Genomic DNA, 25,008 nt, shown 5'->3' with positions numbered 1-25,008 from the left:
TATGCTGAAAACAAAAATCAACACTATTTTACTGTGTACTCTTTTTACATTGTTCTTCCCGTTATCAGCCGGAGCACAATACCGTAATCCTATTCTTTATGCTGACGTGCCCGATATGTCGGTATGTCGTGCAGGTGATTACTTTTACATGGTTTCCACTACTATGCATCTGATGCCGGGAGCACCTATCATGCGTTCGCCGGACATGAAACATTGGGAAACTATCAGCTACGTATTTCCTCGCATTGACGATGGTCCCCGTTATGATCTGCTCGAAGGCACTGCTTACGGGCAAGGACAATGGGCATCATCTATCCGCTATCATGACGGTAAATTCTATGTATGGTTTACAGCCAATGGCGCGCCCGGACGTGGGTTTGTTTATACTGCGACAGATCCGGCCGGTCCCTGGAAACTTCTTTCGCGTCCCCCGCATTTTCATGACGGTTCGCTTCTGTTTGATGATGACGGGCGGGTGTATCTCTTTCACAGTACAGGACAGCTTACGGAGTTGAAACCCGATTTGACCGATGTACTTCCCGGTGGCATCAATCAGCAAATATTTGAACGGGATGCTGACGAACAAGGTCTGTTGGAAGGTAGTTCCGTCATCAAGCATAATGGGAAATATTACTTGCTGATGATTTCTATGGATTGGAGTATTCCCGGCCGTCTGCGTCGTGAAGTATGCTATCGTGCCGATAAGATTACCGGACCTTACGAAAAGCGTGTCATTCTTGAAACGGAGTTCGACGGGCATGGCGGTGTTGGTCAGGGATGCATCGTAGACGGGAAAAACGGTGAATGGTACGGACTGATTTTTCAGGATCGTGGTGGCGTAGGGCGTGTGCCGTGTCTTATGCCTTGTACATGGACGGAAGATGGTTGGCCTATGCTGGGAGACAAGGATGGGCACATTCCGAATGATACCACTTTATCGTATATGTCAATGGATGGTATCTGCGGTTCGGATGATTTTTCCGCTTCCGGGCTTTCCCTCTATTGGCAGTGGAATCATAACCCGGTCGACCGTGCATGGAGCCTTACCGACCGTCCCGGATTTCTGCGTTTGAAAACCTCCCGTGTGGTAGATAACCTGTTTGTTGCTCCCAATACGTTGACTCAACGTATGGTAGGACCGAAATGTATGGGCACTGTCAGTCTCTCTCTGGGAGGGATGAAAGATGGTGACCGTGCAGGATTATCGGCTTTTAATGGTGACAGCGGTGTGCTTACGATTGAAAAGAACGGAAATAAACTGTCTCTTGTGATGAGTGAACAGAAAAGTGTGTTTGAGAAAACGAAGCGTGCCATTAGCCGTGTGGATATGACCGAACAAGCCCGTATACCTCTTAACAAAGAGCTTATCTATTTGCGTGTGGAAGGTGACTTTACCAATGGACGGGATGAGGCTCGTTTTTCTTATAGTCTTGATGGGAAAGCATGGATACCTGTTGGTCTGCCTGTCAAGATGAAATTTGACTACACCCGTATGTTTATGGGCAGTAAGTTTGCCATATTTAACTATGCTACACGTTCTGTAGGCGGTTATGTAGATGTGGACTCTTTTGATTATTCGTTCTGTGATGCGTCAATGTAACACACAAATATGTATTTGTAACCAATGAAACATTGTTTTATTGGAAAATAGGCTATTTTTGTTTCCAAATTAATCATAACTAATAAGTATAATATTATGAAAAGAGGTTGGATACCGATTATGGGTGTTTGTTTGGTGTTATCGTTTTCGGCATGTAAGCAATTGCTGCCTTACCAGGACACTTCTTTAACGGCGGAACAACGGGCGGAGGATTTGTTGCCCCGGTTGACTTTGGAAGAAAAAGTATCATTAATGCAAAATGCGTCACCTGCTATCCCTCGACTGGGAATTAAAGAATATGAGTGGTGGAATGAGGCGTTGCACGGTGTGGGACGTGCCGGATTGGCTACTGTTTTTCCCCAGTCTATCGGTATGGGAGCTTCTTTTAATGATTCATTATTATATGAAGTGTTCAATGCCACTTCCGATGAGGCTCGCGTAAAATCGCGTATTTTCGGTGAAAGCGGCGTGCTGAAACGCTATCAGGGATTAACATTCTGGACACCGAATGTCAATATATTCCGTGACCCTCGTTGGGGACGCGGTCAGGAAACTTATGGTGAAGACCCTTATCTGACAGGACAAATGGGAATGGCTGTAGTCCGTGGTTTGCAAGGACCGGAAGATGCCAGGTATGATAAGCTGCACGCATGTGCCAAGCACTTTGCCGTTCATTCAGGACCGGAGTGGAACCGGCATAGTTTTGATGCGGAGAATATAGATCCCCGGGATTTATGGGAAACCTATCTGCCTGCTTTTAAAGATTTGGTACAGAAAGCGCATGTAAAGGAAGTGATGTGTGCCTATAATCGTTTTGAGGGAGAGCCTTGTTGTGGCAGTAATCGCCTGTTGATGCAAATATTGCGGGATGAATGGGGATACAAAGGCATTGTAGTCTCTGACTGTGGAGCGATCTCCGATTTCTATAGACCGGGAACGCATGGGACTCACCCGGACAAGGAACACGCTTCGGCCGATGCTGTGCGGGCAGGCACAGACCTTGAATGTGGAAGTGAATATGCATCACTGGCGGATGCTGTAAAAGCCGGTTTGATTGACGAAAAAGAAATAGATATTTCATTGAAACGTTTGTTGACGGCACGTTTTGAACTGGGAGAAATGGACGAACAACCGGCTTGGTCGGAAATTCCAACCTCTGTGTTGAATAGTAAGGAACATCAGGCATTGGCTTTGCGTATGGCCCGTGAATCATTGGTGCTCTTGCAGAATAAAAACAACATCCTGCCTCTGAATACCCATCTGAAAGTAGCTGTTATGGGACCTAATGCCAATGACTCCGTGATGCAGTGGGGAAATTATAACGGTATTCCGGCACATACGGTTACCTTATTGGAAGCTGTCCGTGCCAAACTACCGGAAGGACAAATCATATACGAACCGGGTTGTGACCGTGTGGATGGAAAGACACTCCAAAGCCTGTTTGATGAATGTAGCATAAATGGTAAACCCGGTTTCTTGGCAGAATATTGGAATAATCGTGATCGTGAAGGGGAAGTGGTTGCTACCGATCAGATTTCCACTCCGTTCCATTTTGCGACAACAGGGGCTACTACATTTGCGCCCGGTGTGGAAATAACTAATTTCTCGGCTCGTTATGAATCTGTCTTTCGTCCTTCGCAGTCGGGTGATGTTGCTTTCCGTTTCCAACTGGATGGTGAAGTGACTCTTATTATAAATGGTGAGCAAGTGGCTCGGAAAATATATGTTAAGAATCCGACGAACCTCTATACGTTACAGGCGAAGGCTGGAAAAGAGTATCATATCGAGATTTTATTCAAACAACGGAATGAAAGGGCTACACTTGATTTTGATTTGGGCAAAGAGGTCGGGATCGACTTGAACCTCGCAGTGAAGAGAGTAATGGATGCTGATGTGATTCTTTTTGCTGGTGGAATTTCTCCAAGTCTGGAAGGTGAGGAAATGCCGGTAGAAGTTCCCGGATTTAAGGGTGGTGACCGTACGGATATTGAACTTCCGGACGTTCAGCGTAATCTGTTGAAAGCTTTGAAGAAGGCTGGTAAAAAGGTTGTCTTTATCAATTATTCCGGTTCAGCTATCGGACTAGTGCCCGAAACGACTACTTGTGAAGCGATTCTGCAGGCATGGTATCCGGGACAGGCGGGTGGTACAGCTATCGTTGATGCTCTTTGGGGAGAGTATAATCCCGGTGGACGCCTGCCGGTCACTTTCTATAAGAATGTGAATCAATTGCCGGACTTTGAAGACTATTCCATGAAGGGGCGTACCTATCGATATATGCAACAGCAACCACTTTTCCCATTCGGTCATGGGTTGAGTTATACTACGTTTACTTATGGAGAAGCTAAATTGAGCAAGAATACAATCGCCAAAGGTGAAAATGTAGTATTGACTATTCCGGTAAGTAATGTCGGACAACGTGATGGAGAAGAGGTGGTTCAGGTTTATTTGAGACGTCCGGGTGATAAGGAAGGTCCCCGTTATACCTTGCGTGCTTTCAAACGCGTTCATATTCCGGCAGGGAAAACTGAATCAGTAGCTATTCCTCTTACCGGTGTGAACTTTGAATGGTTTGATGCAGAGTCGAATACGATGCGTCCGTTGGAAGGTACTTATGAATTACTGTATGGAGGAACTTCTGATAGAAATAAGTTGAAAACGATTGTAATGAACGTACAGTAATACCGCTTTGGAATTTTGTTTATTTTTACAGATAGACAATCCGGATTTATTTATTGAATGAATAAAGAAAGAACGACCTTGTTCCTTTAAAAGGAACGGGTCGTTTCTTTTAAACCAAGCCCCCGTTTCTTTTAAACCAACGGGGGCTTTCCTTTAAAGGAAAATGAGCATTTGCTAATTCTTGATATTCAGCATTTTATATGATGGAAGATAAAAGTGCTGAAATAATAGGTAATGTAGTTATTTATCTTACCATTTTTCTGTTTTGGGGCTTTTTGTTACATCAGAAAAGAATCATGTTACATGTCTGTGATAAATGTAACCTGTATATAGATGCCTGTATCATGATTGTACATATATGATAAAACCGAATCGATACATTTGCAAACACTACTATGGAACAGAAAATTATAGAAAATAAAAAGTGATAATATGAGAACATTAAAATTGATTTTGTCGGGCTGGCAATCCTTGGGGCTTGTCGTATTTATTATGCTGTTTTTTAATATGGAGGTGAGTGGCAAGGGTAAAATAACAAAAAATGCTCCTGTCTTTACGCAATTTATTTATCAGGGGGAGGATGCTATTTATCAAAACAATCCTTTAAAGCCGGGTGAGTTCTATAATCCTATTTTGCAGGGTTGCTATCCCGATCCGAGTATAACGCGGAAAGGGAATGATTATTATTTAGTGTGCTCATCTTTTGCTATGTTTCCCGGGGTGCCTATTTTCCATTCTAATGATCTGGTCAACTGGAAACAAATCGGTCATGTGCTGGACAGAACGTCACAATTAAAGGTTGAAGATTGCGGTATTAGTGCTGGTGTATATGCTCCTGCTATAAGATATAATCCCAATAATGATACGTTTTATATGATAACGACTCAATTTTCCGGTGGCTTTGGAAATATGGTGGTAAAGACAAAGAATCCGGAGAATGGCTGGAGTGATCCGGTCAAACTTCAATTTGAAGGCATTGATCCTTCTCTTTTCTTTGATGATAATGGCAAGGCATACGTGGTACATAATGATGCTCCTGCTAAAGCAAACGAGCGTTACTCGGGACACCGTGTCATAAAAATATGGGATTATGATGTGGAAAATGATAAAGTGGTTCCGGGAACGGACCGGATCATTGTAAACGGTGGCGTCAATATAGAAGAAAAACCGATATGGATTGAGGCTCCTCATATCTATAAGAAAGATGGACGTTATTACTTAATGTGTGCGGAAGGAGGAACCGGAGGCTGGCATAGCGAAGTTATTTTTGTAAGTGATCATCCGAAAGGACCTTATCTTCCGGCAAATAATAATCCTATTTTAACTCAACGTTATTTTCCTGCAAACCGGGCGGATAAAGTAGACTGGGCTGGTCATGCAGACTTAGTGGAGGGACCCGACGGAAAATATTATGGTGTATTTTTAGGAATACGCCCCAATGAGAAGAACAGAGTGAATACCGGACGCGAAACTTTTATTCTTCCGGTGGACTGGAGCGGAACATTTCCCGTTTTCGAGAATGGGCTTATCCCTATGAAACCTACATTGAAGATGCCTTCGGGAGTAGAGAACCAAACAGGGAAAAACGGTTATTTGCCTAGTGGCAACTTTGTCTTTAAGGATGATTTCTCCGATAAGACATTAGATTTTAGATGGATCGGTCTTAGAGGTCCTCGTGAAGAATTCGTTGAGATGACCGATAAAGGGTTGCGGATCATCCCTTTTACCTCAAATATCAATGAAGTGAAACCTACTTCTACCTTGTTCTACCGTCAGCAGCATAATCAATTTACAGCGGCAGCAACCATGGAGTACAAACCGAAAAATGAGAAAGATTTTGCCGGTATAACATGTTATCAGAATGAAAGATATCACTATGTTTTCGGTATCACTAAAAAGGGAAAAGACTATTACCTGATACTGCAAAGAACCGAAAAAGGACAAGCGAGTGTCCTGGGTGAGGTGAAGATAGAAACAGAGAAACCTGTGACACTGCAAGTAACAGCCAATGGAGATGATTATCGTTTTAATTATTCGATTGATGGCAAGAGTTTCCTAAATTTAGGAGGAACCGTTTCCGGTGATATTCTTTCTACTAATGAGGCTGGTGGCTTTACAGGAGCAATGATTGGGCTGTATGCAACATCTGTTGGTTATTAATTAGAAACCTTATCATTCTATAATTATGAAAATACATCATCTATTTTGGGGTATATGTTTATGCTTCAGCACAAATATCTTATTCGCACAGAACTATCAGAAAACATCGTCCGGTATCAAAACCACTGTAAATGCAGTGGATATAGAAGTACAATTCTTTGCGCCTGCTGTGGCGAGAGTAATAAAGTCACCGGAAGGTGTTGCCTATGAAAAACAGAGTCTTTCTGTAATTGCCAAACCTGAAAAGGTGAGTTTCAAAGCTGATATACAAGATAATAAGATTGTATTGAATACCAGTGAACTAAGTGTCAGTGTGGACACCGGGACGGGAATTGTTTCTTATTTCTCAAAGGATGGCAAATCATTATTGGCAGAGAAATCCGGTATGCAGTTTATCGATTTCGATGATGCCGGGACAAAAACTTATCAGGTTTATCAACCTTTTATATTAGATAAGGAGGAAGCCATTTATGGTTTGGGACAATTGCAAAATGGAAAGATGATTCAGCGGAACATGACTAAAAATCTGATACAGGGAAATGTTGAAGATGTGTCACCTTTCTTCCAGTCCACTAAAGGATATGGTGTGTTTTGGGATAACTATTCGCCGACTCTTTTTACGGACAACGAAGTTGAAACATCTTTTCGTTCTGAAGTAGGTGATTGTGTAGACTATTATTTCATGTATGGGAAGGATGCCGATGGTGTAATAGCACAAGTACGCAGCTTGACCGGGCAAGCACCGATGTTTCCTTTATGGACTTATGGTTACTGGCAAAGTAAAGAAAGATATAAGAGCCAGGAGGAAGTGGTAGACGTTGTTCGTAAATATCGTGAATTGGGTATTCCCTTGGATGGCATTATTCAGGATTGGCAATATTGGGGGCATAACTATTTGTGGAATGCGATGGATTTTCAGAATCCGACTTTCAATAATCCTCAAAAGATGATTGAGGATGTCCATGCGATGAACGCACACATGGCTATATCTATCTGGTCGTCATTCGGACCGATGACCAAGCCTTATAGAGAATTGGATAAAAAAGGGATGTTGTTTAACTTCACTACCTGGCCGCAATCGGGATTGGAGTCATGGCCCCCAACATGGAATATCCTTCCGGTGTAAGAGTGTATGATGCTTACAATCCCGAAGCGCGTGATATTTATTGGAAATATCTGAATGGCGGAATTTTCAAGCTGGGAATGGATGCCTGGTGGATGGACTCTACCGAACCCGACCATTTGGACTGGAAGCCGGAGGATATGGATACCAAAACCTATCTGGGCTCGTTCCGTAAGGTGCGCAATGCTTATCCGTTGATGACTGTCGGAGGGGTTTACGACCATCAGCGTGAAGTGACTTCGGACAAACGTGTGTTTATTTTAACCCGTTCGGGATTTTTGGGGCAACAACGTTATGGTGCAAATGTATGGAGTGGTGATGTCGCTTCCACATGGGAGAGTTTTAGAAATCAGATTCCTGCCGGATTAAACTTTTCTTTGTGTGGTATGCCTCACTGGAATAGTGATATTGGTGGCTTTTTTGCAGGACACTATAATAAAAGCTGGAATGATGATAGTGCTTCAAAAAATCCATTGTATCAGGAGCTTTATGTGCGTTGGTTGCAGTTTGGAACGTTCAATCCGATGATGCGTTCGCACGGGACGGATGTTTATAGGGAAATCTATAAGTTCGGAAAGAAGGGTGAGCCTGTATATGATGCTATCGAGAAGATGATAGGTTTGCGTTACTCTCTGTTGCCTTATATTTATTCTACTTCTTGGGAGGTGAGCAATCGCCAATCGAGTTTTATGCGCGCTTTGATGATGGATTTTGTAGATGACAGAAAGGTGTGGGATATCAATGACGAATATATGTTTGGAAAATCAATCCTTGTAGCTCCGATTGCTCATGCACAATATACACCGGAAGCTGTGGTAAAAGTCTCCGAAGAAGAAGGATGGAACAGAGATGGAGTGAAAAAAGCAAAAACTGACGCTGCTGTGGATTTCATGGAAACGAAATCTACTAAAATATACTTACCGGCAGGAACGCTATGGTATGACTTCTGGACGAACGAGAAACACGAAGGCGGAAAGGAAATTACCAAAGAGACTACACTTGATGTTATTCCATTGTATGTAAAAGCGGGTAGTATTATTCCTGTCGGTCCACAAGTTCAGTATGCAACTGAAAAACCGTGGGATCATCTTGAACTGAAGGTGTATGCGGGTGCGAATGGAAACTTCATTTTATATGAAGATGAATTTGATAATTACAACTACGAAAAAGGCGTTTATACGGAAATTCCAATCTCGTGGAATAATACATCTTGTAAATTGACGATAGGAGCAAGAAAAGGTGCGTATGAGGGAATGTTGAAGAACCGTAAGTTTACTGTAACTCTCCAGGACGGGACTCAAAAAAACGTCGATTATAATGGAAAGGCTATTTCTGTAAAGTTTTGATTGTAATAGAATGTGTGATTATGCCAATAGAGAAGAATCTAAAAAGTAGAAATATGGTGAAGTTTTTTATAGTAATGGCTATGTTATTGGGTAGTAGTGTTGCAAGTGCAGAAAATAAACAGATGACAAGTCCTGATGGAAAGCTGGTAGTAACAGTCGCAGATATGGATGGAAGACCCTCTTATTCTGTTAGTTATGACAATGTTCTCTTTTTGAAACCATCTCCATTGGGGATGATTGCAAATATAGGAGATTTCTCATCGGGGATGTCGCTGGAGAAGAATGTTTCAACAAATAAAATAGATGAAACATACGAGTTGGCTTCTATTAAAAAGAGTAAGGTACATTATGTGGCAAATGAAGCTGTATTTTCGTTTACACAACAAGGGAAAACAATTTATGATGTTATATTCCGCATAAGTAATAACGATGTTGCTTTTAAATATAAGATGTATCCGCAAGGTGAGACACTAAGTTGCGTGGTTAAGCAAGAAGTCACAGGATTTGTGTTTCCTGACGGAACCACCACTTTCCTTTGTCCGCAAAGTAAACCGATGGGAGGATTTGCCCGTACTTCTCCAAGTTATGAGACGTCTTATACGGCAGATGATGTCGCAGGCAAAAATGGCTGGGGAGAAGGGTATACATTTCCCTGCCTATTCCGTAATGGAGATAATGGTTGGGTGCTTGTTTCCGAAACGGGAGTAAATGGTGGATATTGTGCGAGCCGTCTGTTGGGACACAAAGGAGGAGTGTATACCATTGGATTTCCGCAAGAAGGTGAAGCAAATGGGAATGGTACGGTTTCTCCGGGGATAGCGTTGCCGGGCGAGACGCCTTGGCGTACTATTACTGTGGGCAAGACTTTGGCTCCAATAGTGGAGACAACGGTTCCTTTTGATGTTGTAAAACCGCTTTATCAGGCAAAAGGAGAGTATACGTATGGCCGGGGTTCATGGAGCTGGATTATCGGTATGGATGGAAGTACTAATTATAAAGAGCAACTCCGGTATATTGATTTTTCGGCAGCAATGGGCTATCAGTCCGTGTTGGTGGATGCTTTGTGGGATAAGCAAATAGGGCGTGATAAAATTGAAGAATTGGCTAAATATGGGAAGGACAAAGGGGTAGCTCTTTATTTGTGGTATAATTCGAATGGGTATTGGAATGATGCACCACAAACTCCGAGAGGCATTATGGATAATGCGATAGCCAGACGTAAGGAGATGAAATGGATGCAAAGCATTGGTATCCGTGGAATAAAAGTTGACTTTTTCGGAGGTGACAAGCAAATGACTATGCAGTTGTATGAGGATATCTTGTCGGATGCAAACGAGTACGGTCTTTTAGTTATTTTCCATGGATGTACTTTGCCTCGTGGCTGGGAACGTATGTATCCTAACTTCGCATCGAGTGAGGCTGTATTGGCTAGTGAAAATCTTCATTTCTCTCAAGGCAGCTGTGATAATGAGGCTTTTAATGCCACCCTGCATCCGTTTATCCGTAACACTGTGGGTAGCATGGATCTTGGAGGTAGTGCATTGAACAAATATTATAATGCGGATAATGCTCCACGGGGAAGCCGGCGGGTGACATCAGATGTCTACGCACTAGCTACGGCGGTGCTATTTCAGAGTCCGGTACAGCATTTCGCTTTGGCACCGAATAACCTGACCGATGCTCCGTCGTGGGCTATTGATTTTATGAAAGAGGTTCCAACGACTTGGGATGAGGTACGTTTCATTGACGGTTATCCTGGTAAATACGTTATTCTTGCCCGTCGTCATGGCGACAAATGGTATATTGCCGGAGTAAATGCGCAGAAGGAAACACTGAAACTTAAAGTTAATTTGCCGATGTTCTCCAATGGGGAAAAGGTGAGACTATTTAGTGATGATAAGGTATTGCAGGGCGGTGTGAAACAAATAGGAATAGGAAAGAAACAAGAATTGCAACTATCTATTCCTTGCAATGGCGGAATTTTGATTGTTAAATAGTTTGCTGTGAAGAGGATATGGAAGCATATCTTTGATATTTATGTTTCGCAAAAGATAGATTTATAACAGTGTTGTTTATGAAAAAAGAGCATGGGTCAGAAAGTTTTGGTGTGGTATGGTTAATAATATTGTTGATGGCTTTAGCGAATACTTTCACAGCTTTTGCACAGGTTAAGCAGGCTACTGTTCTTGTAAATGGTATTTCTTGTGATTTGGAACAAGGCATATTAAAAGTAGAGTTTGTGACTCCGGATGTGGTAAGAGTTCAATATACGGGGGAAAATACGTTTATAGGAAACGGAACGGATGTTTGTTTGCCACGTGCAGTTGATAATCCTGTTCGTTGGGTATATACCCCAAATCCGGATTGTTATTTATTAAAATCGGATAGCTTGATAGTCAGAGTTGATTTAAGTACTGCTTCTATCACTTATTTGGATAAAGAGGGGGGATTATTATTGCAGGAAGATCAAAATATACCTCGAATCAGTGAAAAGAGAGTGACGAAGCAAGTCATATATGATGAACATTCAAAACATATAGAGAAAACTGCGGATGGTGATAAAGAAATAAAAAATGTTTTGCGTTATGATACCATAGGGCACACCTGGAAATATAGGATCAATTTTAAATGGCAACCGTTGGAGGCTTTATATGGGTGGGGAGCTCACATGGAAGACTATATGAATTTACGTGGTAAGGAACTTTATCTGTGCCAGCATAATTTGAAAGCTATGGTACCGGTGCTAAATTCAACAGCCGGATATGGATTATTGTTTGACGCGGGATGTGCCATGATTTTTAAGGATAACTCGGAAGGAAGTTTTGTCGAACTTGAGGCAGCTAAACAGATTGATTATTACTTTATGAAAGGTAAGACGATGGATGCTGTGGTTGCTAATTATCGTTTGTTGACAGGCAATTCTCCAATGATGCCTCTCTATCTTTTTGGATATATTCAATCTAAAGAACGCTATGTCAGTTCCGATGATTTAATTAATACCTTAAAAGAGTATCGCCAAAGGCAAATACCGATCGATATGATTGTACAGGACTGGAACTATTGGCCTGAAGGTCAATGGGGGAATATGAGTATGAATCCTAAATTCTATCCGGATAAAAGAAAACTGGCAGATGAAATTCATTCTCTACATGCTAAATTAATGATATCAATATGGCCGAATGCCATGAACTGTCCTCAACATGAGGAATTTAGACGAAAGGGATGGTTGTTAAGCGGCACCTCTGTCTATGATGCTTTTAATCCGTTGGCTAGAAAATTATACTGGAACTATGCGAATAATGAGTTTTTTGGTAATGGTTTTGATGCCTGGTGGTGTGACGCTTCAGAACCATTAGATGCTGATTGGACTTTTATGAAGGATGGTTATGGAGCGGATAATCATCGGCAACGTTGGGAGTTAAACACGAATTTGCTGAATAGTGTATTGGGGGCAGAGCGAAGCCAGTTGTATTCATTATATCATGCGAAGGGAATTTATGAGAACCAACGTTCTACAAATGAAGATAAGCGTGTTGTAAATCTTACCCGTTCTAGTTACGCAGGTCAACAACGTTATTCTACAATAACGTGGAACGGTGATACTTATGCAACTTGGCAATCTTTTGCCCAAATGATTCCTGCCGGATTAAATTTTATGGCTACAGGCTGCCCTTATTGGACAGTAGATATTGGGGCCTTTTTTACAAAAAATGGACCTCAATGGTTTTGGAAAGGCGACTATGATAAAGGAGTGGCTGATATGGCTTATCGGGAATTATACACTCGTATGTTTCAATATGGAGCCTTCTTACCGGTGTTTCGAAGTCATGGTTCCGATACTCCTCGTGAAGTATGGCGTTTTGGTAAACCAGGTGAGCCTTTTTATGATAGTTTGATTAAAGTGATTCATTTAAGGTATCGCTTACTTCCTTATATCTATTCTTTAGCAGGAAAGGTTCACCGTGAAAATTATACAATGACCAGAACACTTGCGTTTGACTTTGCCAAGGATATGCAGGTCGCTGATTTAAAAGATGAATTTATGTTCGGACCAGCTTTATTGGTTGCTCCTGTCACCAATCCTATGTATTATTCGGTGGATTCTAACCCTTTGGGAAATGTAGATAAGACGCGTCGTGTATATTTACCGGATGGAGCCGATTGGATTGACTTTTGGACCGGAAAAAAATATAAGGGCGGACAATGGATTGTCGCTGAAGCAACGATAAATGAAATTCCTCTATTGGTGCGTCAAGGATCTATCATTCCAATGGGGCCGGTTATGCAATATACCTCGGAAAAAACAGATGCAGAGTGGGAGATACGGGTTTATCCGGGAGCCGATTCTTCATTTACGGTCTATGAAGATGCAGGCGACAATTACAATTATGAGAAGGGGGAGTCTTCAAGTTTTGAAATAATTTGGAATGATAAAAATAACACATTGATAATCTCTGACCGGAAAGGTGGATATTCCGGTATGACTGTATCTCGCAAACTGAAGTTGGTAAAAGTTGATAGAAAGTCGGGAATAGATGTGACAGAAAGTATCAATGGAAAGACCATAGAGTATAGAGGAAAACAGCTGAAAATAAAAATGTAAAGTAGTAGAATCTAAAACCATTTAAAATAAAAGAATATGAGAAACTTAAAATTTTTAGGCATGTCGTTTTTGTTGGCAATGACTGCCGCTACTTCAGGAGTGGCACAAAATCCTATTATCCAGACAAAATATACCGCTGATCCGGCTCCGATGGTATATAATGATACCGTTTTCCTTTATACAACTCATGATGAGGATGATGCCGAAGGATTCAAAATGTTGGACTGGTTACTTTATACTTCCACCGATATGGTGAATTGGACCGATCATGGAGCTGTCGCTTCTCTGAAGAGTTTTGATTGGGTGAAACGTGATAACGGTGCCTGGGCAGAACAAGTCATCGAACGTAATGGCAAATTTTATATGTATTGTCCGATTCACGGTAATGGTATTGGCGTATTGGTCTCCGACTCTCCTTACGGCCCTTTTAAAGACCCTTTGAACAAACCGTTAGTTTGGCAAAAAGAGCATTGGGATGATATTGACCCTACTGTATTTATTGATGATGACGGACAAGCGTATATGTATTGGGGCAATCCGAATGTTTATTATGTGAAACTGAATGAGGATATGATTTCATATTCAGGAGAAATAGTAAAACTGGCTGATAGGCCGGAACATTATCAGGAAGGACCGTGGGTATATAAACGTAACGGTCATTATTATATGGCTTTCGCTTCTACTTGTTGTCCGGAAGGGATTGGCTATGCCATGAGCGACAAAGCTACCGGACCATGGAGTACAAAAGGATATATTATGCGTCCAACAGAGCGGAGTAGAGGAAATCATCCTGGAATTATCGATTATAAAGGTAGTTCTTATGTATTTGGCCTAAATTATGATTTGCTTCATTTGGAGACTTTGGATCATAAGGAACGCCGTTCGGTCTCTGTTGCAAAAATGCATTATAATCCGGATGGAACTATTAAGGAAGTTCCTTATTGGCAGGAGACGAAACTGGAACAGATTGAAAACTTTAATCCTTACCGTAGAGTGGAAGCTGAAACGATGGCTTGGGGATATGGTCTTAAAGCTGAAAATCATAAGAATGGTGGTTTGTATATAACCGATATTGATGATAATGAATATCTGTGTGTGCGTGGTGTCGACTTTGGCAAGAAGGGAGCAAAGAAATTCAGTGTAAGCGCAGCTTGTGTTGAAAAAGGCGGAATGATAGAAATTCGTCTGGACAGCACTGAAGGTCCGGTAATAGGCAGTGTCAGTATATCACCGACAGGAGGACTGGATATATAAACAGATGTCATGCCGGATAAAGAATGCAAAGGGTGTACATGATCTTTATTTCTGCTTTAAAGGAGAGAAAGGAAACAAACTTTTCAATCTGGATTATTGGGAATTTGAATAGCTTTTATTCAAAAAAAATAAGATTGTAATGTGCTTATAATCAGTGTAATTATTAGGGCGTGCTACAAGGGGAAAGATAGATGTAACATTGAAAATGAAGATGTTATTTAGGAAAAGAAGCCCGTAACATAATTATGTTTGTAGTTTTATAAGCTGGCATATCTTTGCAGAAAAAGATCAGTAATTCATATTTGATTATAAAGAAAATAAGAGGTATTATGAAGAATACACAGGTAATACAATTAATGTCAATCGTCCGGTTCTCCATATTTATGTTGGGGATAACAATGATGTCATGTAACTCAAAGAAAGAACAACAATTATCGGCTATTGGAAAATCTGTGGCTCTCTTTGATTATTTTTCTTATAAGGGAAATGATGATTTCTATATTTCCAATCCTCTGTCAGGTGAAGACTATTTCTATAATCCTATTTTGCCGGGATGGTATTCTGATCCTAGTGTTTGTACAAATGGAAAAGGTGATTATTTTCTAGTAACATCTACATTCACTTATTTCCCCGGTGTTCCTATTTTTCACAGCAAGGACTTGGTGAATTGGAAACAGATAGGGCATGTGTTGAATCGTGCTTCGCAATTAGTGAATATGGAAGGGCAGAAAGTGAGTGGCGGTATTTTTGCTCCGGCTATTTCCTATAATCCGCATAATAAGACCTATTATATGGTGACTACCAATGTAGGGGCCGGAAATTTCTTTGTTAAGACACAAAATCCGTTTGGTGAATGGTCAGAGCCTGTCATGTTGCCGGAAGTTGGTGGTATTGATCCTTCTTTCTTTTTTGATGAAGATGGTAAGGCGTATATCGTGAATAACGATGAGGCTCCGGATAATAAGCCTGAATATAGCGGACACCGTACCATACGCATACAAGAGTTTGATGTGAAAACAGATAAGACGATCGGTCCCCGTAAAATTCTTGTAAACAAAGGAGCTCAACCGGCAGACAAACCAATTTGGATAGAAGGACCTCATTTATATAAAATAAATGGAAAGTACTTCTTGATGTCCGCCGAAGGTGGAACGGGAAACTGGCATTCGGAAGTGATTTTCCGTGGTGATTCTCCGATGGGTAAGTTTCTTCCATGGAAAAACAATCCGATTTTGACGCAAAGACATTTGAATTCTGACCGTCCTAATTCGGTAACCTGTGCTGGTCATGCAGACTTGATTCAAACAAAGGAGGGAGATTGGTGGGCTGTTTTTCTGGCTTGTCGCCCTATTAATAATCAGTTTGAGAATTTGGGACGTGAAACATTTATGATGCCGGTGAAATGGAGTGAAGACGGATTCCCGTACATGACACAAGGAGATGATTTAGTACCTATGATTGTAAAACGTGAAGGTGCGAAACGCGATACGACAGTTACTTATGGTAATTTCGAGTTAATAGAGAACTTTGATTCTCCTGTACTTGATATGCCATGGATGACTTTAAGAGCTTCTGCTTCCGATTTATATTCATTGACGGAAACGCCCGGATATCTGACCTTGAAGTGTGCAGATATTAGCGCTACGGAAAAGAAAACTCCGGCATTTGTTTGCCGTCGGTTACAACATCATAAATTTGAATGTGCTACCCGTATGTTGTTCAATCCTTCTAACGATAAGGAAACAGCCGGAATGCTGTTGTTTAAAGATGAGACGCGTCAATATTTCTTCTGCTTGAATAAAGTGGGTGAGAATAAAAATATTTCTCTGAAACAAATCGGTGAAAAGGAACAGACATTGGCTTCAGATGAAATAGACGCAGATACAAATGAAGTATATTTGAAATTAGTATCTCAAGGAATTGGTTACGATTTCTATTATTCTATTGATGGTGAAAAAAGCTGGAAACTGCTTTGTAAAGATGTAGCCCCTAGTTATCTCTCTACTACAACGGCTGGTGGATTTACCGGTACTACAATTGGATTATACGCTACTTGCAAATAATTATTTTTTTTATATAAATATAATGCTAGTAATTATGAGTGATATTTATAATGATGGCTAACGCACTTAAAAAAAGAATGATGATTAGAAAACAATGTAGTTAATTAACATCTTAAACTAATGGTAATGAAAAATGTAACGAAGAAAATTCAAAAGATTCCTTACTTGTTTCTCCTTATGTTGTTTAGTTTTGTAACAGCATCAGCACAGAAAGGGATAACGGTGAGGGGAACGGTTCTTGACAGTAATGGTGAGACAATCATTGGAGCCTCAGTAGTTTTAAAGGGTAATAATTCAATAGGTACGATTTCAGATATAGATGGAAATTTTGTATTGACTGTACCCAATGAGAAGTCTACCCTTATTGTTTCGTATGTAGGAATGAAACCACAGGAGGTAAAAGTGGTTTCCAAAGGTCTTTTTAAAGTGGTGTTGGAAGATGATACTAAACAACTGGAAGAAGTAGTAGTTGTAGGTTACGGACAACAGAAGAAAGCGAGTGTGGTAGGTGCTATCACGCAGACCACTGGAAAAGTATTGGAACGGGCGGCTGGTATTTCTGATATTGGTGCGGCGTTAACCGGTAACCTGCCGGGGGTTATAACGACTCAAAGTTCCGGTATGCCAGGTGAAGAAGAACCGAAAATCACAATACGTGGGACTAGTTCATGGAATAATAGTGACCCGTTGGTACTGGTGGATGGCATAGAACGTCCGATGAGCAGTGTGGATATTGCTTCTGTACAATCTATTTCTGTCTTGAAGGATGCTTCTGCAACTGCTGTTTATGGTGTGAAAGGTGCAAATGGTGTCATTTTGGTAACGACTAAACGCGGAACTGAGGGAGCTGCCCAAATAAATATAGCAGCCAATGCCACGATGAAGATACCTTCCAAGCTTCCTAATAAGTTGGATTCTTATGATGCTTTGATGGCGCGCAATATGGCTATTGAGCATGAGTTGAGCTTGTATCCGGATTCATGGTCGTACATAAAGCCGCAGGCAATAATTAATAAGTATCGTAATCCGGCAAATTTGGAAGAAGCGGAACGCTATCCGAATGTGGACTGGCAGGATGTATTGTTCAAAGACTATGCGATGTCCTACAATGCAAATGTGAATGTCAGCGGTGGAACTCGGTTTGTAAAATATTTCGCTTCTGTCGATTATGTGCATGAGGGGGACTTGTTCGATGTATTTGATAATGGGCGTGATTATAATTCCGGTTATGGATATGACAGAATTAATGTACGTAGTAATCTGGATTTTCAGATAACCAAGAGTACTGTTTTTAAGGTTAATGTAGCGGGCTCTAATGGATACAAGAAAACTCCTTATAATAATTCCAATTATGATAGCTCGGCCGACTGGTCGATTGCCCAGCAGTGGGCGGGGGCGTATAATATTGCTCCGGATGTATTTCTTCCAAAATATTCGGATGGTTCATGGGGATATTATCCGAATATTTCGAATGTTACCAATTCTGCAGAAAATGTTTCATTGGGAGGTACGATGACTACCACTACTACACAGATAACAACTGACTTTGCATTGGAACAGGATTTGAGCTTTATAACGAAAGGATTGAGTGCAAGGGCTATGGTTTCTTGGGATAATACTTTTGTAGAATGGAAGCGCGGTATCAATGACCTATATAACGACGCACAACATAAATGGATTAATCCGGATACAGGGGAGGTCAGTTATAAAAAGTCGTATGACAACAATACAGGTTTTGATTTTATGCAGGGTGTAATGTGGAATACGGAAGGTGGTGAAGTCAAGAATTGGGCGACACAGCGTAACCTTAATTATCAGGCACAGTTAAATTGGGCCCGTAGTTTTGGAAAGCATAATGTTACCCTTATGGGATTGTTCAGTCGTCAAGAAACGGCTACAGGAAGTGAAATTCCTCACTATCGTGAAGACTGGGCATTCCGTACTACTTATAATTGGGCGGATCGGTATTTTATTGAATATAATGGTGCTTATAATGGTTCCGAGAAGTTCAGCAAAGAAAATCGTTTTGCATTCTTTAATTCCGGTGCTATCGGATGGATGGTTAGTGAAGAACCGTTTATGAAATTCTTGAAAGAACGCAGAATTTTGGATATGTTGAAAATTCGTGCTTCTTATGGTGAAATCGGTGATGATAATGTAAAAACACGTTGGTTGTATATGAACCAATGGGCTTACGGCGGAACCTCGTCTTTGGATGTAGATCGTGGTGAAAGTCCATATACTTGGTATCGTGAATCAGCAGTAGGTAATTCTGATGTGCATTGGGAGAAAGTAAAGAAATTGAATTTTGGTGTTGATTACTCTTTTTTGGATGGTTTGTTTGCAGGTAGCGTGGAAGTCTTTCGTGATAAACGTACTGATATTCTGGTGGGTGGAAGCGATCGGGCTATTCCTTCTTATTTTGGTACTACAGCAGTTACTGCTAACTTAGGTAAGGTTAGAACCAAAGGTTATGAGTTGGAACTTCGTATCAACAAGACATTTTCCAATAAGATGCGCGTTTGGGCTAATATGAGCATGACCCATGCGGAAAATAAGATACTTGAAAAAGACGATGCTCCATTGTTGGCTGGGTATCAAAAGGTGGCTGGTTATGCCATTGGTCAGAATAAGGCATATATTGATAATGGATATTTGAATTCTTATGACGATGTGATTGGTAGCCCGCAGCATGATACAAACAATTCACAACGTCTTCCCGGAGACTATTATATTGTCGATTTCAATGGGGATGGTGTCGTCGACAGCAAGGACCAAGCTCCTTACGGTTACTCTGATACTCCACAGAACACATATAATGCTACTCTTGGCTTTGAGTGGAAGGGATTTAGTGCTTTTGTTCAGTTCTATGGTGTAAACAATGTGACTCGTGTCGTTCAGTTGACCAGTTTTGGCAGTCAGATGAATACGGTGTATGACCAGGGTAGCTGGTGGTCTGAGGCTGGCGATGCGGCCGATGTTGTAACTCCGCGCTGGTTGTCAAAGGTGAGCGGTTACAGTAATGGTACGCAATACTATTATGACGGTTCTTATATTCGTCTGAAAAATGCGGAGATAGCCTATACCTTTACAGATGGATGGGTGCGAAAACTCGGGGTGAAAAATTTGAAGATTTACTTAAATGGAAACAACTTATGGGTATGGTCTAAGATGCCGGACGACCGTGAATCGAATTTTGCAGGTTCGGGTAATCAAGGGGCGTATCCTACGGTGAAACGTTTCAACTTAGGTGTTAAATTTACATTATAATCAAAGTACTATGAGAAAAATATATAGAACTCTTTTATGCGGTAGCTTATTGCTCTTCTCGTTGGGATTTTCATCTTGTGAGGACTATCTAGACAAGGAAGCTGACTCTACTGTATCTGAAGACGAAGCATTTAAGAACTTTAGGAATTTTCAGGGGTTTATCGAGGAAATATACAACTGTATTCCTGATAAGGAGAAGAACAATTATACTACTTCCTGGAACTGGGGAGATGATGAAATATTCAACCCGGAAGGTGACAGCCACATGACGCATCAGGTCGATTTGGGTAACTTCCGTGCATGGTCTACCAATAATCAATGCTGGCTCTATCGTACCGGCAGTGATCCTACGGCTACTTATCATCCGAACAGTGACGGCAATGCTAAGTTTAAACATTCACTGTGGCCACATGCATGGTATTGTATACGTAAGGCTAACATCGGTATCGCTAATCTAGAAAGGTTAACGGAAGCTACGGATGAGGAGAAAAAACTGATTGCCGGTCAGCTTTATTTTTTCCGCGCATGGTGGCACTTTGAAATGATGCAATATTTTGGTGGCTTGCCTTATATTGATACAGTCTTATCTGCTACAGAGAAAATGTCTTTGCCACGTCTGAGTTATCAGGAATGTGCAGATAAAGCAGCAGTCGATTTCCGTATGGCAGCGGATTTGCTTCCTATTAATTGGGATAACACAACTGTTGGCAAACAAACCGCGGGTAAGAATGATTTGCGTATCAACAAGATTATGGCATTAGGCTATCTGGGCAAGAATTATCTTTGGGCTGCCAGCCCTCTGATGGAACATGGTGCGCAGCTAGGTGGAAGCAATACTTACAATTACAATACAGAATATGCAAAAAAAGCAGCAGAGGCATTTGGAGAGTTACTGACACTTGTCGAAAGCGGGCAGACGCAATATGCATTGGCGCAGTTTGATTATAGTGATATTTATAATCATACCAAATCGGCATCTGCTTCTAATAGTTATTCTGAAATATTCTATACTACTGGTCAGAACTGGAAAATGCCGGGTACTACAGAAGCTATTTTCCGTGGTCCGTCCGAAGACTTCAACGGTAGTAACTGGAATATGACCAAGTTGTGGGGACCTAAAATTTATGGTTTGGTTGAACATGATAATATCATCCACCAACCTACTGCTAACTATGTGAATTTATATGGTATGGAGAACGGTTTGCCATTGAGTGAAGATGAAACAAAATCCGGTTTTAGAAAGAATTTTCCATTTAGAAATCGTGATGCCCGTTTTTATCATGACATAGTTTTTGACGGATTCCATTATGTCAATGCAGCTATTCCTGAAGCAGACAAGGAATTCTTGCGCTATTGCACTCTGTATACGGGCGGAGCTATGAGAGCCGTGGCCAATGCTAGCCGTACCGGCTATTTCATCCAGAAATTAGTACCGCATCAGGCTAATAAATATGACGGACTCTATAATTGGTCGGGTAACCTGCATACATATTTACCTTACATGCGTTTGGCGGATATTTATCTGATGTATGCTGAGGCTTGTGCGGCAGTAGACGGTGCTGCAGGTAAATCTACGAATTTTGGTAAAACGGCTGAAGATGCGATCAATACTTTGCGTAAACGTGCGGGAGTAGGCCCTGTTGGTGGAGGGGAACCGGGTGATGAAAAAGGTACTCTTTGTCCGGAATATATTTCCAATTCCCAGAAATTTATGGATGAAGTTCGTCGTGAACGTGCTGTCGAGTTGTCTTTCGAAGGTTTCCGCTTTAACGATTTGCAGCGTTGGTTGCTGCTGACCGAAGAGCCCTATACTATTAAGACTTCACAAGAATTCGAACGTGTAGAGAATGAAGACTTTTATAAGAATAATGATCCGGCAGAGGCAGAAGTGAGAAACTTCCGTGAGGAGACTATTTTGAAACGGGTATTTGGAACGAAGCATTACTGGTTCCCCTTATTGGATAATGACGTGTATCTGTATGCTGAATTCCCGCAGAATCCGGGATGGTAATCCCTTATGGTTACTGAATGTATAATTATAAATGAATAAACAATGAAACATATATATAGAAGATTCATTCTCAGTGCAGTGCTTGTTTTTCCGGTTGTTATTTCTGCCGGTGCACAAGAGTTGGCAGGGGATAATGCAAGTTCGCTGCAAAACGATTCGTTGGTGCAGGTAGCTTTCCGAAAGGTTTCTCAGAACAATTTATTAGGAGGTGCCTCAGTAGTAAATGTAGAGGAATTGACGAAGAAAAATTACAATACATGGAGCTTGACCGATATGCAGGGATATGTCGGTGGTTATAATGGTAACTCATTGTGGGGAATGGATGAAAAGCTGATATTGGTGGACGGGGTACCTCGCAATATTGATTATATTTCTCCTACGGAAATCAGCCAAATAACCTTTTTGAAAGGTGCGCAAGCTGTGGTGCTCTATGGAAGTCGTGCGGCTAAAGGAGTAATTATGATTACAACTAAAAGAGGTAAGAGTACGGATCTTCAAGTAGATGTACGCGCCAATACAGGGTTTTATGTCGCAAAGAGTTACCCCGAATATTTAGGTTCGGCCGAATACATGACTCTTTATAATGAAGCACGTGCCAATGACGGGCTCGGTGCTCTCTATAGCGCGGAGGATATTTACCATTATGGATCCGGTGAGAATCCTTATCGTTATGCTAATGTGAATATGTATTCGTCGGACTATATCAAGAAGGCATATAATCGTTCGGATGTTACAGCCGAAATTTCGGGTGGCAATCATCGTGCCCATTTTTATACGAATATAAATTATCTTCGTTCCAATGACGTTTTCAAAATCGGTGAAGCGAAGCATAATGGGACCAATGGTTTAAATATTCGCGGTAACGTAGATTTGACATTGAATGACTTTATTACAGCTTATGTGAATGCTAAAGTATCTTTCTATTCACGTCGTAGTGCCAATGGGTCTTATTATTGGAGTGCGGCATCTACATTGCGTCCCAATCGTATTTCTCCGTTGATTCCGTTGAGCTATATTGATGCAAATGCAGCCAGTGCATGGGATTTGGTGGCGAATAGCAATAATATAGTTGATGGAAAATACTTTTTGGCAGGAACACAATCTGATATGACAAATGTATTTGGCGATTATTATGCTTCAGGTTATAGCAAAGCAACAGATCGTTCGTTCCAGTTTGATGCGGGAGTGAACATTGGTTTGGACAAGGTGTTGAAAGGACTCTCTTTTCATACTCGGTTTTCTGTAGATTACTCTACTGCTTATATTACTTCTTATAATAACAGCTATGCCACATATGCGCCTACTTGGTCTAATAATGGCGGGAAAGATATTATTGTCGGTTTGACAAAATACAATGAGGACAAGAAGTCCGGTGTGCAGAATATCAGCGGCAGTTCGGATAACCAGACTGTTTTATTCTCCGGCCAGTTCGATTACGAAAACACTTTTAATGATGATCATCATTTGGCTGCCATGTTAATAGCCTCTGGTTATCAACAAAGTTATTCAGGAGAGTATCATAAGACAAGCAATGTAAATTTGGGCATGCAGTTGGGATATAACTTCCGCAATAAATATTATGCCGATTTTGGTGGGGCTGTTATACATTCTGCAAAGTTGGCTCCGGGACATCGTAATGCTTTCTCACCTTCTTTGACATTGGGCTGGAAATTATCAAACGAGAGCTTTCTGGAAAATTCTCCGGTAGTGGACGAACTGATGTTGAGTGTGTCCGGCAGTATCTTGAATACGGATTTGGGAATTGACAACTATTATATGTATGATGGTTATTACAACCAGTCGGACGGTGCATGGTGGGGATGGCGCGAGAGTGTATCCCTACACTCTACTAACTCCAAACAAGGGGCGAATGAAGACTTGAGCTTTATCAAGCGTAAAGAGCTTTCAGTTAATTTGAAAACTTCTTTATGGAACCGGATGATAACAGCGGATGCATCTTTCTTTGTTAATTCAATCGAAGGTAAAATCGTGACTTCTACTACTCAGTATCCGGAGTATTTCTTCACTTATTATCCGACTGCTTCGTTTCGTCCGTACATCAACTACGATAATGACCGTCGCATGGGATTTGATTTCAACGTAAACTACAACAAACGTTTCGGCAAGGTTGATTTTACAGCGGGCGTTACCGGAACTTACTATACAACAAAAGCTACCAAGCGGGATGAATTGTATCAGGATAAATACCAATACCGTAAAGGATATGCTGTTGACGGTATTTGGGGATTACAGTGCATCGGATTCTTCAAGGATGAGCAGGACATCATCGATTCTCCAGAACAGCGTCTTGGCGGTACAATAAGACCGGGTGATTTGAAGTATGTAGATCAGAATAATGACGGTATAATTGATGATAAAGATCAGGTTTATCTGGCTCGTGGAGGTTGGTATGGAGCTCCCTTGGCGTTGGGTATAAACTTGACTGCTAAATGGAAAGGATTAACTTTCTTTGTATTGGGTACAGGTGAGTTTGGCGGACATGCCATGAAAAACAACGAGTCTTATTATTGGATATCCGGTGAAGATAAATACTCGGCAGTAGTCCGGGGGCGTTGGACTCCGGAAACGGCAGCAACAGCTACTTATCCGCGTCTGACTACAGAAAGTGGAACTAATAACTTTTATTCTTCCGACTTCTGGATGTATAAGACGGATGCTTTCCGTTTGGCAAAAGTACAGGTCACGTATGACCTGCCTTCCAAGTGGTTTAAGAATAGTTTTGTTCATGGAGTATCCGCATATATCAGCGGTTCTGATTTGCTCACAATATCCAAGGAACGCAAGGCGCTGGAATTGAATGTTGGCTCCAGCCCGCAATGCCGCTTCTATAATTTAGGTGTGACTGCAACTTTCTAATACAGATTATTTCAATAAT

At 41.3% G+C, this 25,008-nt stretch carries 9 protein-coding genes and 2 pseudogenes; all 11 read left to right on the top strand.

The genetic code is table 11. The annotated features are described in order from the left end of the window. Window position 1 precedes the first annotated feature (1 nt). The 11 genes and pseudogenes from DXA54_RS07700 (at window position 2) to DXA54_RS07650 (ending at window position 24,989) form a co-directional block, all read left to right on the top strand. Entirely contained in the window at window positions 2-1,600 is a 1,599-nt protein-coding gene (locus DXA54_RS07700; protein ID WP_120079156.1) for a glycoside hydrolase 43 family protein, read from the top strand. A 96-nt stretch (window positions 1,601-1,696) separates the two neighbouring features. After that, window positions 1,697-4,282 (top strand): xylan 1,4-beta-xylosidase, encoded by a 2,586-nt coding sequence (gene xyl3A, locus DXA54_RS07695; RefSeq protein ID WP_008649489.1) that lies wholly within the window; start codon window positions 1,697-1,699, stop codon window positions 4,280-4,282. 432 nt (window positions 4,283-4,714) lie between these two features. Beyond that, on the top strand, window positions 4,715-6,442 hold the full coding sequence (locus DXA54_RS07690) for a glycoside hydrolase family 43 protein (RefSeq protein ID WP_008649491.1): 1,728 nt from the start codon (window positions 4,715-4,717) through the stop codon (window positions 6,440-6,442). 25 nt (window positions 6,443-6,467) lie between these two features. Next, window positions 6,468-8,911, top strand: a pseudogene (locus tag DXA54_RS07685) (TIM-barrel domain-containing protein). A 20-nt stretch (window positions 8,912-8,931) separates the two neighbouring features. After that, window positions 8,932-10,908 (top strand): glycoside hydrolase family 97 protein, encoded by a 1,977-nt coding sequence (locus tag DXA54_RS07680; protein ID WP_032852768.1) that lies wholly within the window; start codon window positions 8,932-8,934, stop codon window positions 10,906-10,908. A 134-nt stretch (window positions 10,909-11,042) separates the two neighbouring features. Further along, a complete protein-coding gene (locus DXA54_RS07675) occupies window positions 11,043-13,514 on the top strand; it encodes a TIM-barrel domain-containing protein (RefSeq protein WP_008649493.1) in 2,472 nt (823 codons plus the stop codon). Between the two features lie 36 nt (window positions 13,515-13,550). Then, window positions 13,551-14,880: pseudogene (locus DXA54_RS07670) on the top strand (glycoside hydrolase family 43 protein). A gap of 217 nt (window positions 14,881-15,097) precedes the next feature. Further along, window positions 15,098-16,831 (top strand): glycoside hydrolase family 43 protein, encoded by a 1,734-nt coding sequence (locus DXA54_RS07665; RefSeq protein WP_032852769.1) that lies wholly within the window; start codon window positions 15,098-15,100, stop codon window positions 16,829-16,831. A gap of 120 nt (window positions 16,832-16,951) precedes the next feature. Beyond that, window positions 16,952-20,101, top strand: coding sequence for a SusC/RagA family TonB-linked outer membrane protein (locus tag DXA54_RS07660; RefSeq protein ID WP_008649495.1), 3,150 nt, complete (start codon window positions 16,952-16,954; stop codon window positions 20,099-20,101). 10 nt (window positions 20,102-20,111) lie between these two features. After that, window positions 20,112-22,112, top strand: a complete 2,001-nt coding sequence (locus tag DXA54_RS07655) for a RagB/SusD family nutrient uptake outer membrane protein (protein ID WP_032846732.1) — start codon at window positions 20,112-20,114, stop codon at window positions 22,110-22,112. A 42-nt stretch (window positions 22,113-22,154) separates the two neighbouring features. Further along, window positions 22,155-24,989 (top strand): SusC/RagA family TonB-linked outer membrane protein, encoded by a 2,835-nt coding sequence (locus tag DXA54_RS07650; RefSeq protein ID WP_004305124.1) that lies wholly within the window; start codon window positions 22,155-22,157, stop codon window positions 24,987-24,989. The last annotated feature ends 19 nt before the right edge of the window (window positions 24,990-25,008 follow it).

The organism is Bacteroides sp. OF03-11BH, from assembly GCF_003604005.1.
Classification (GTDB): Bacteria; Bacteroidota; Bacteroidia; order Bacteroidales; family Bacteroidaceae; genus Bacteroides; species Bacteroides ovatus.
Note: the sequence above shows the minus strand (reverse complement) of the source record. Positions and strands in the feature narration are given on the sequence as shown.

What these genes read in the sequence shown, in the direction of transcription:
- DXA54_RS07690 (WP_008649491.1), top strand. Translation starts at nt 4,715, where the DNA reads ATGAGAACATTAAAATTGATTTTGTCGGGCTGGCAATCCTTGGGGCTT.
- DXA54_RS07660 (WP_008649495.1), top strand. Translation starts at nt 16,952, where the DNA reads ATGGTAATGAAAAATGTAACGAAGAAAATTCAAAAGATTCCTTACTTG.
- DXA54_RS07655 (WP_032846732.1), top strand. Translation starts at nt 20,112, where the DNA reads ATGAGAAAAATATATAGAACTCTTTTATGCGGTAGCTTATTGCTCTTC.
- DXA54_RS07700 (WP_120079156.1), top strand. Translation starts at nt 2, where the DNA reads ATGCTGAAAACAAAAATCAACACTATTTTACTGTGTACTCTTTTTACA.
- DXA54_RS07675 (WP_008649493.1), top strand. Translation starts at nt 11,043, where the DNA reads ATGGCTTTAGCGAATACTTTCACAGCTTTTGCACAGGTTAAGCAGGCT.
- xyl3A (WP_008649489.1), top strand. Translation starts at nt 1,697, where the DNA reads ATGAAAAGAGGTTGGATACCGATTATGGGTGTTTGTTTGGTGTTATCG.
- DXA54_RS07665 (WP_032852769.1), top strand. Translation starts at nt 15,098, where the DNA reads ATGAAGAATACACAGGTAATACAATTAATGTCAATCGTCCGGTTCTCC.
- DXA54_RS07680 (WP_032852768.1), top strand. Translation starts at nt 8,932, where the DNA reads ATGCCAATAGAGAAGAATCTAAAAAGTAGAAATATGGTGAAGTTTTTT.
- DXA54_RS07650 (WP_004305124.1), top strand. Translation starts at nt 22,155, where the DNA reads ATGAAACATATATATAGAAGATTCATTCTCAGTGCAGTGCTTGTTTTT.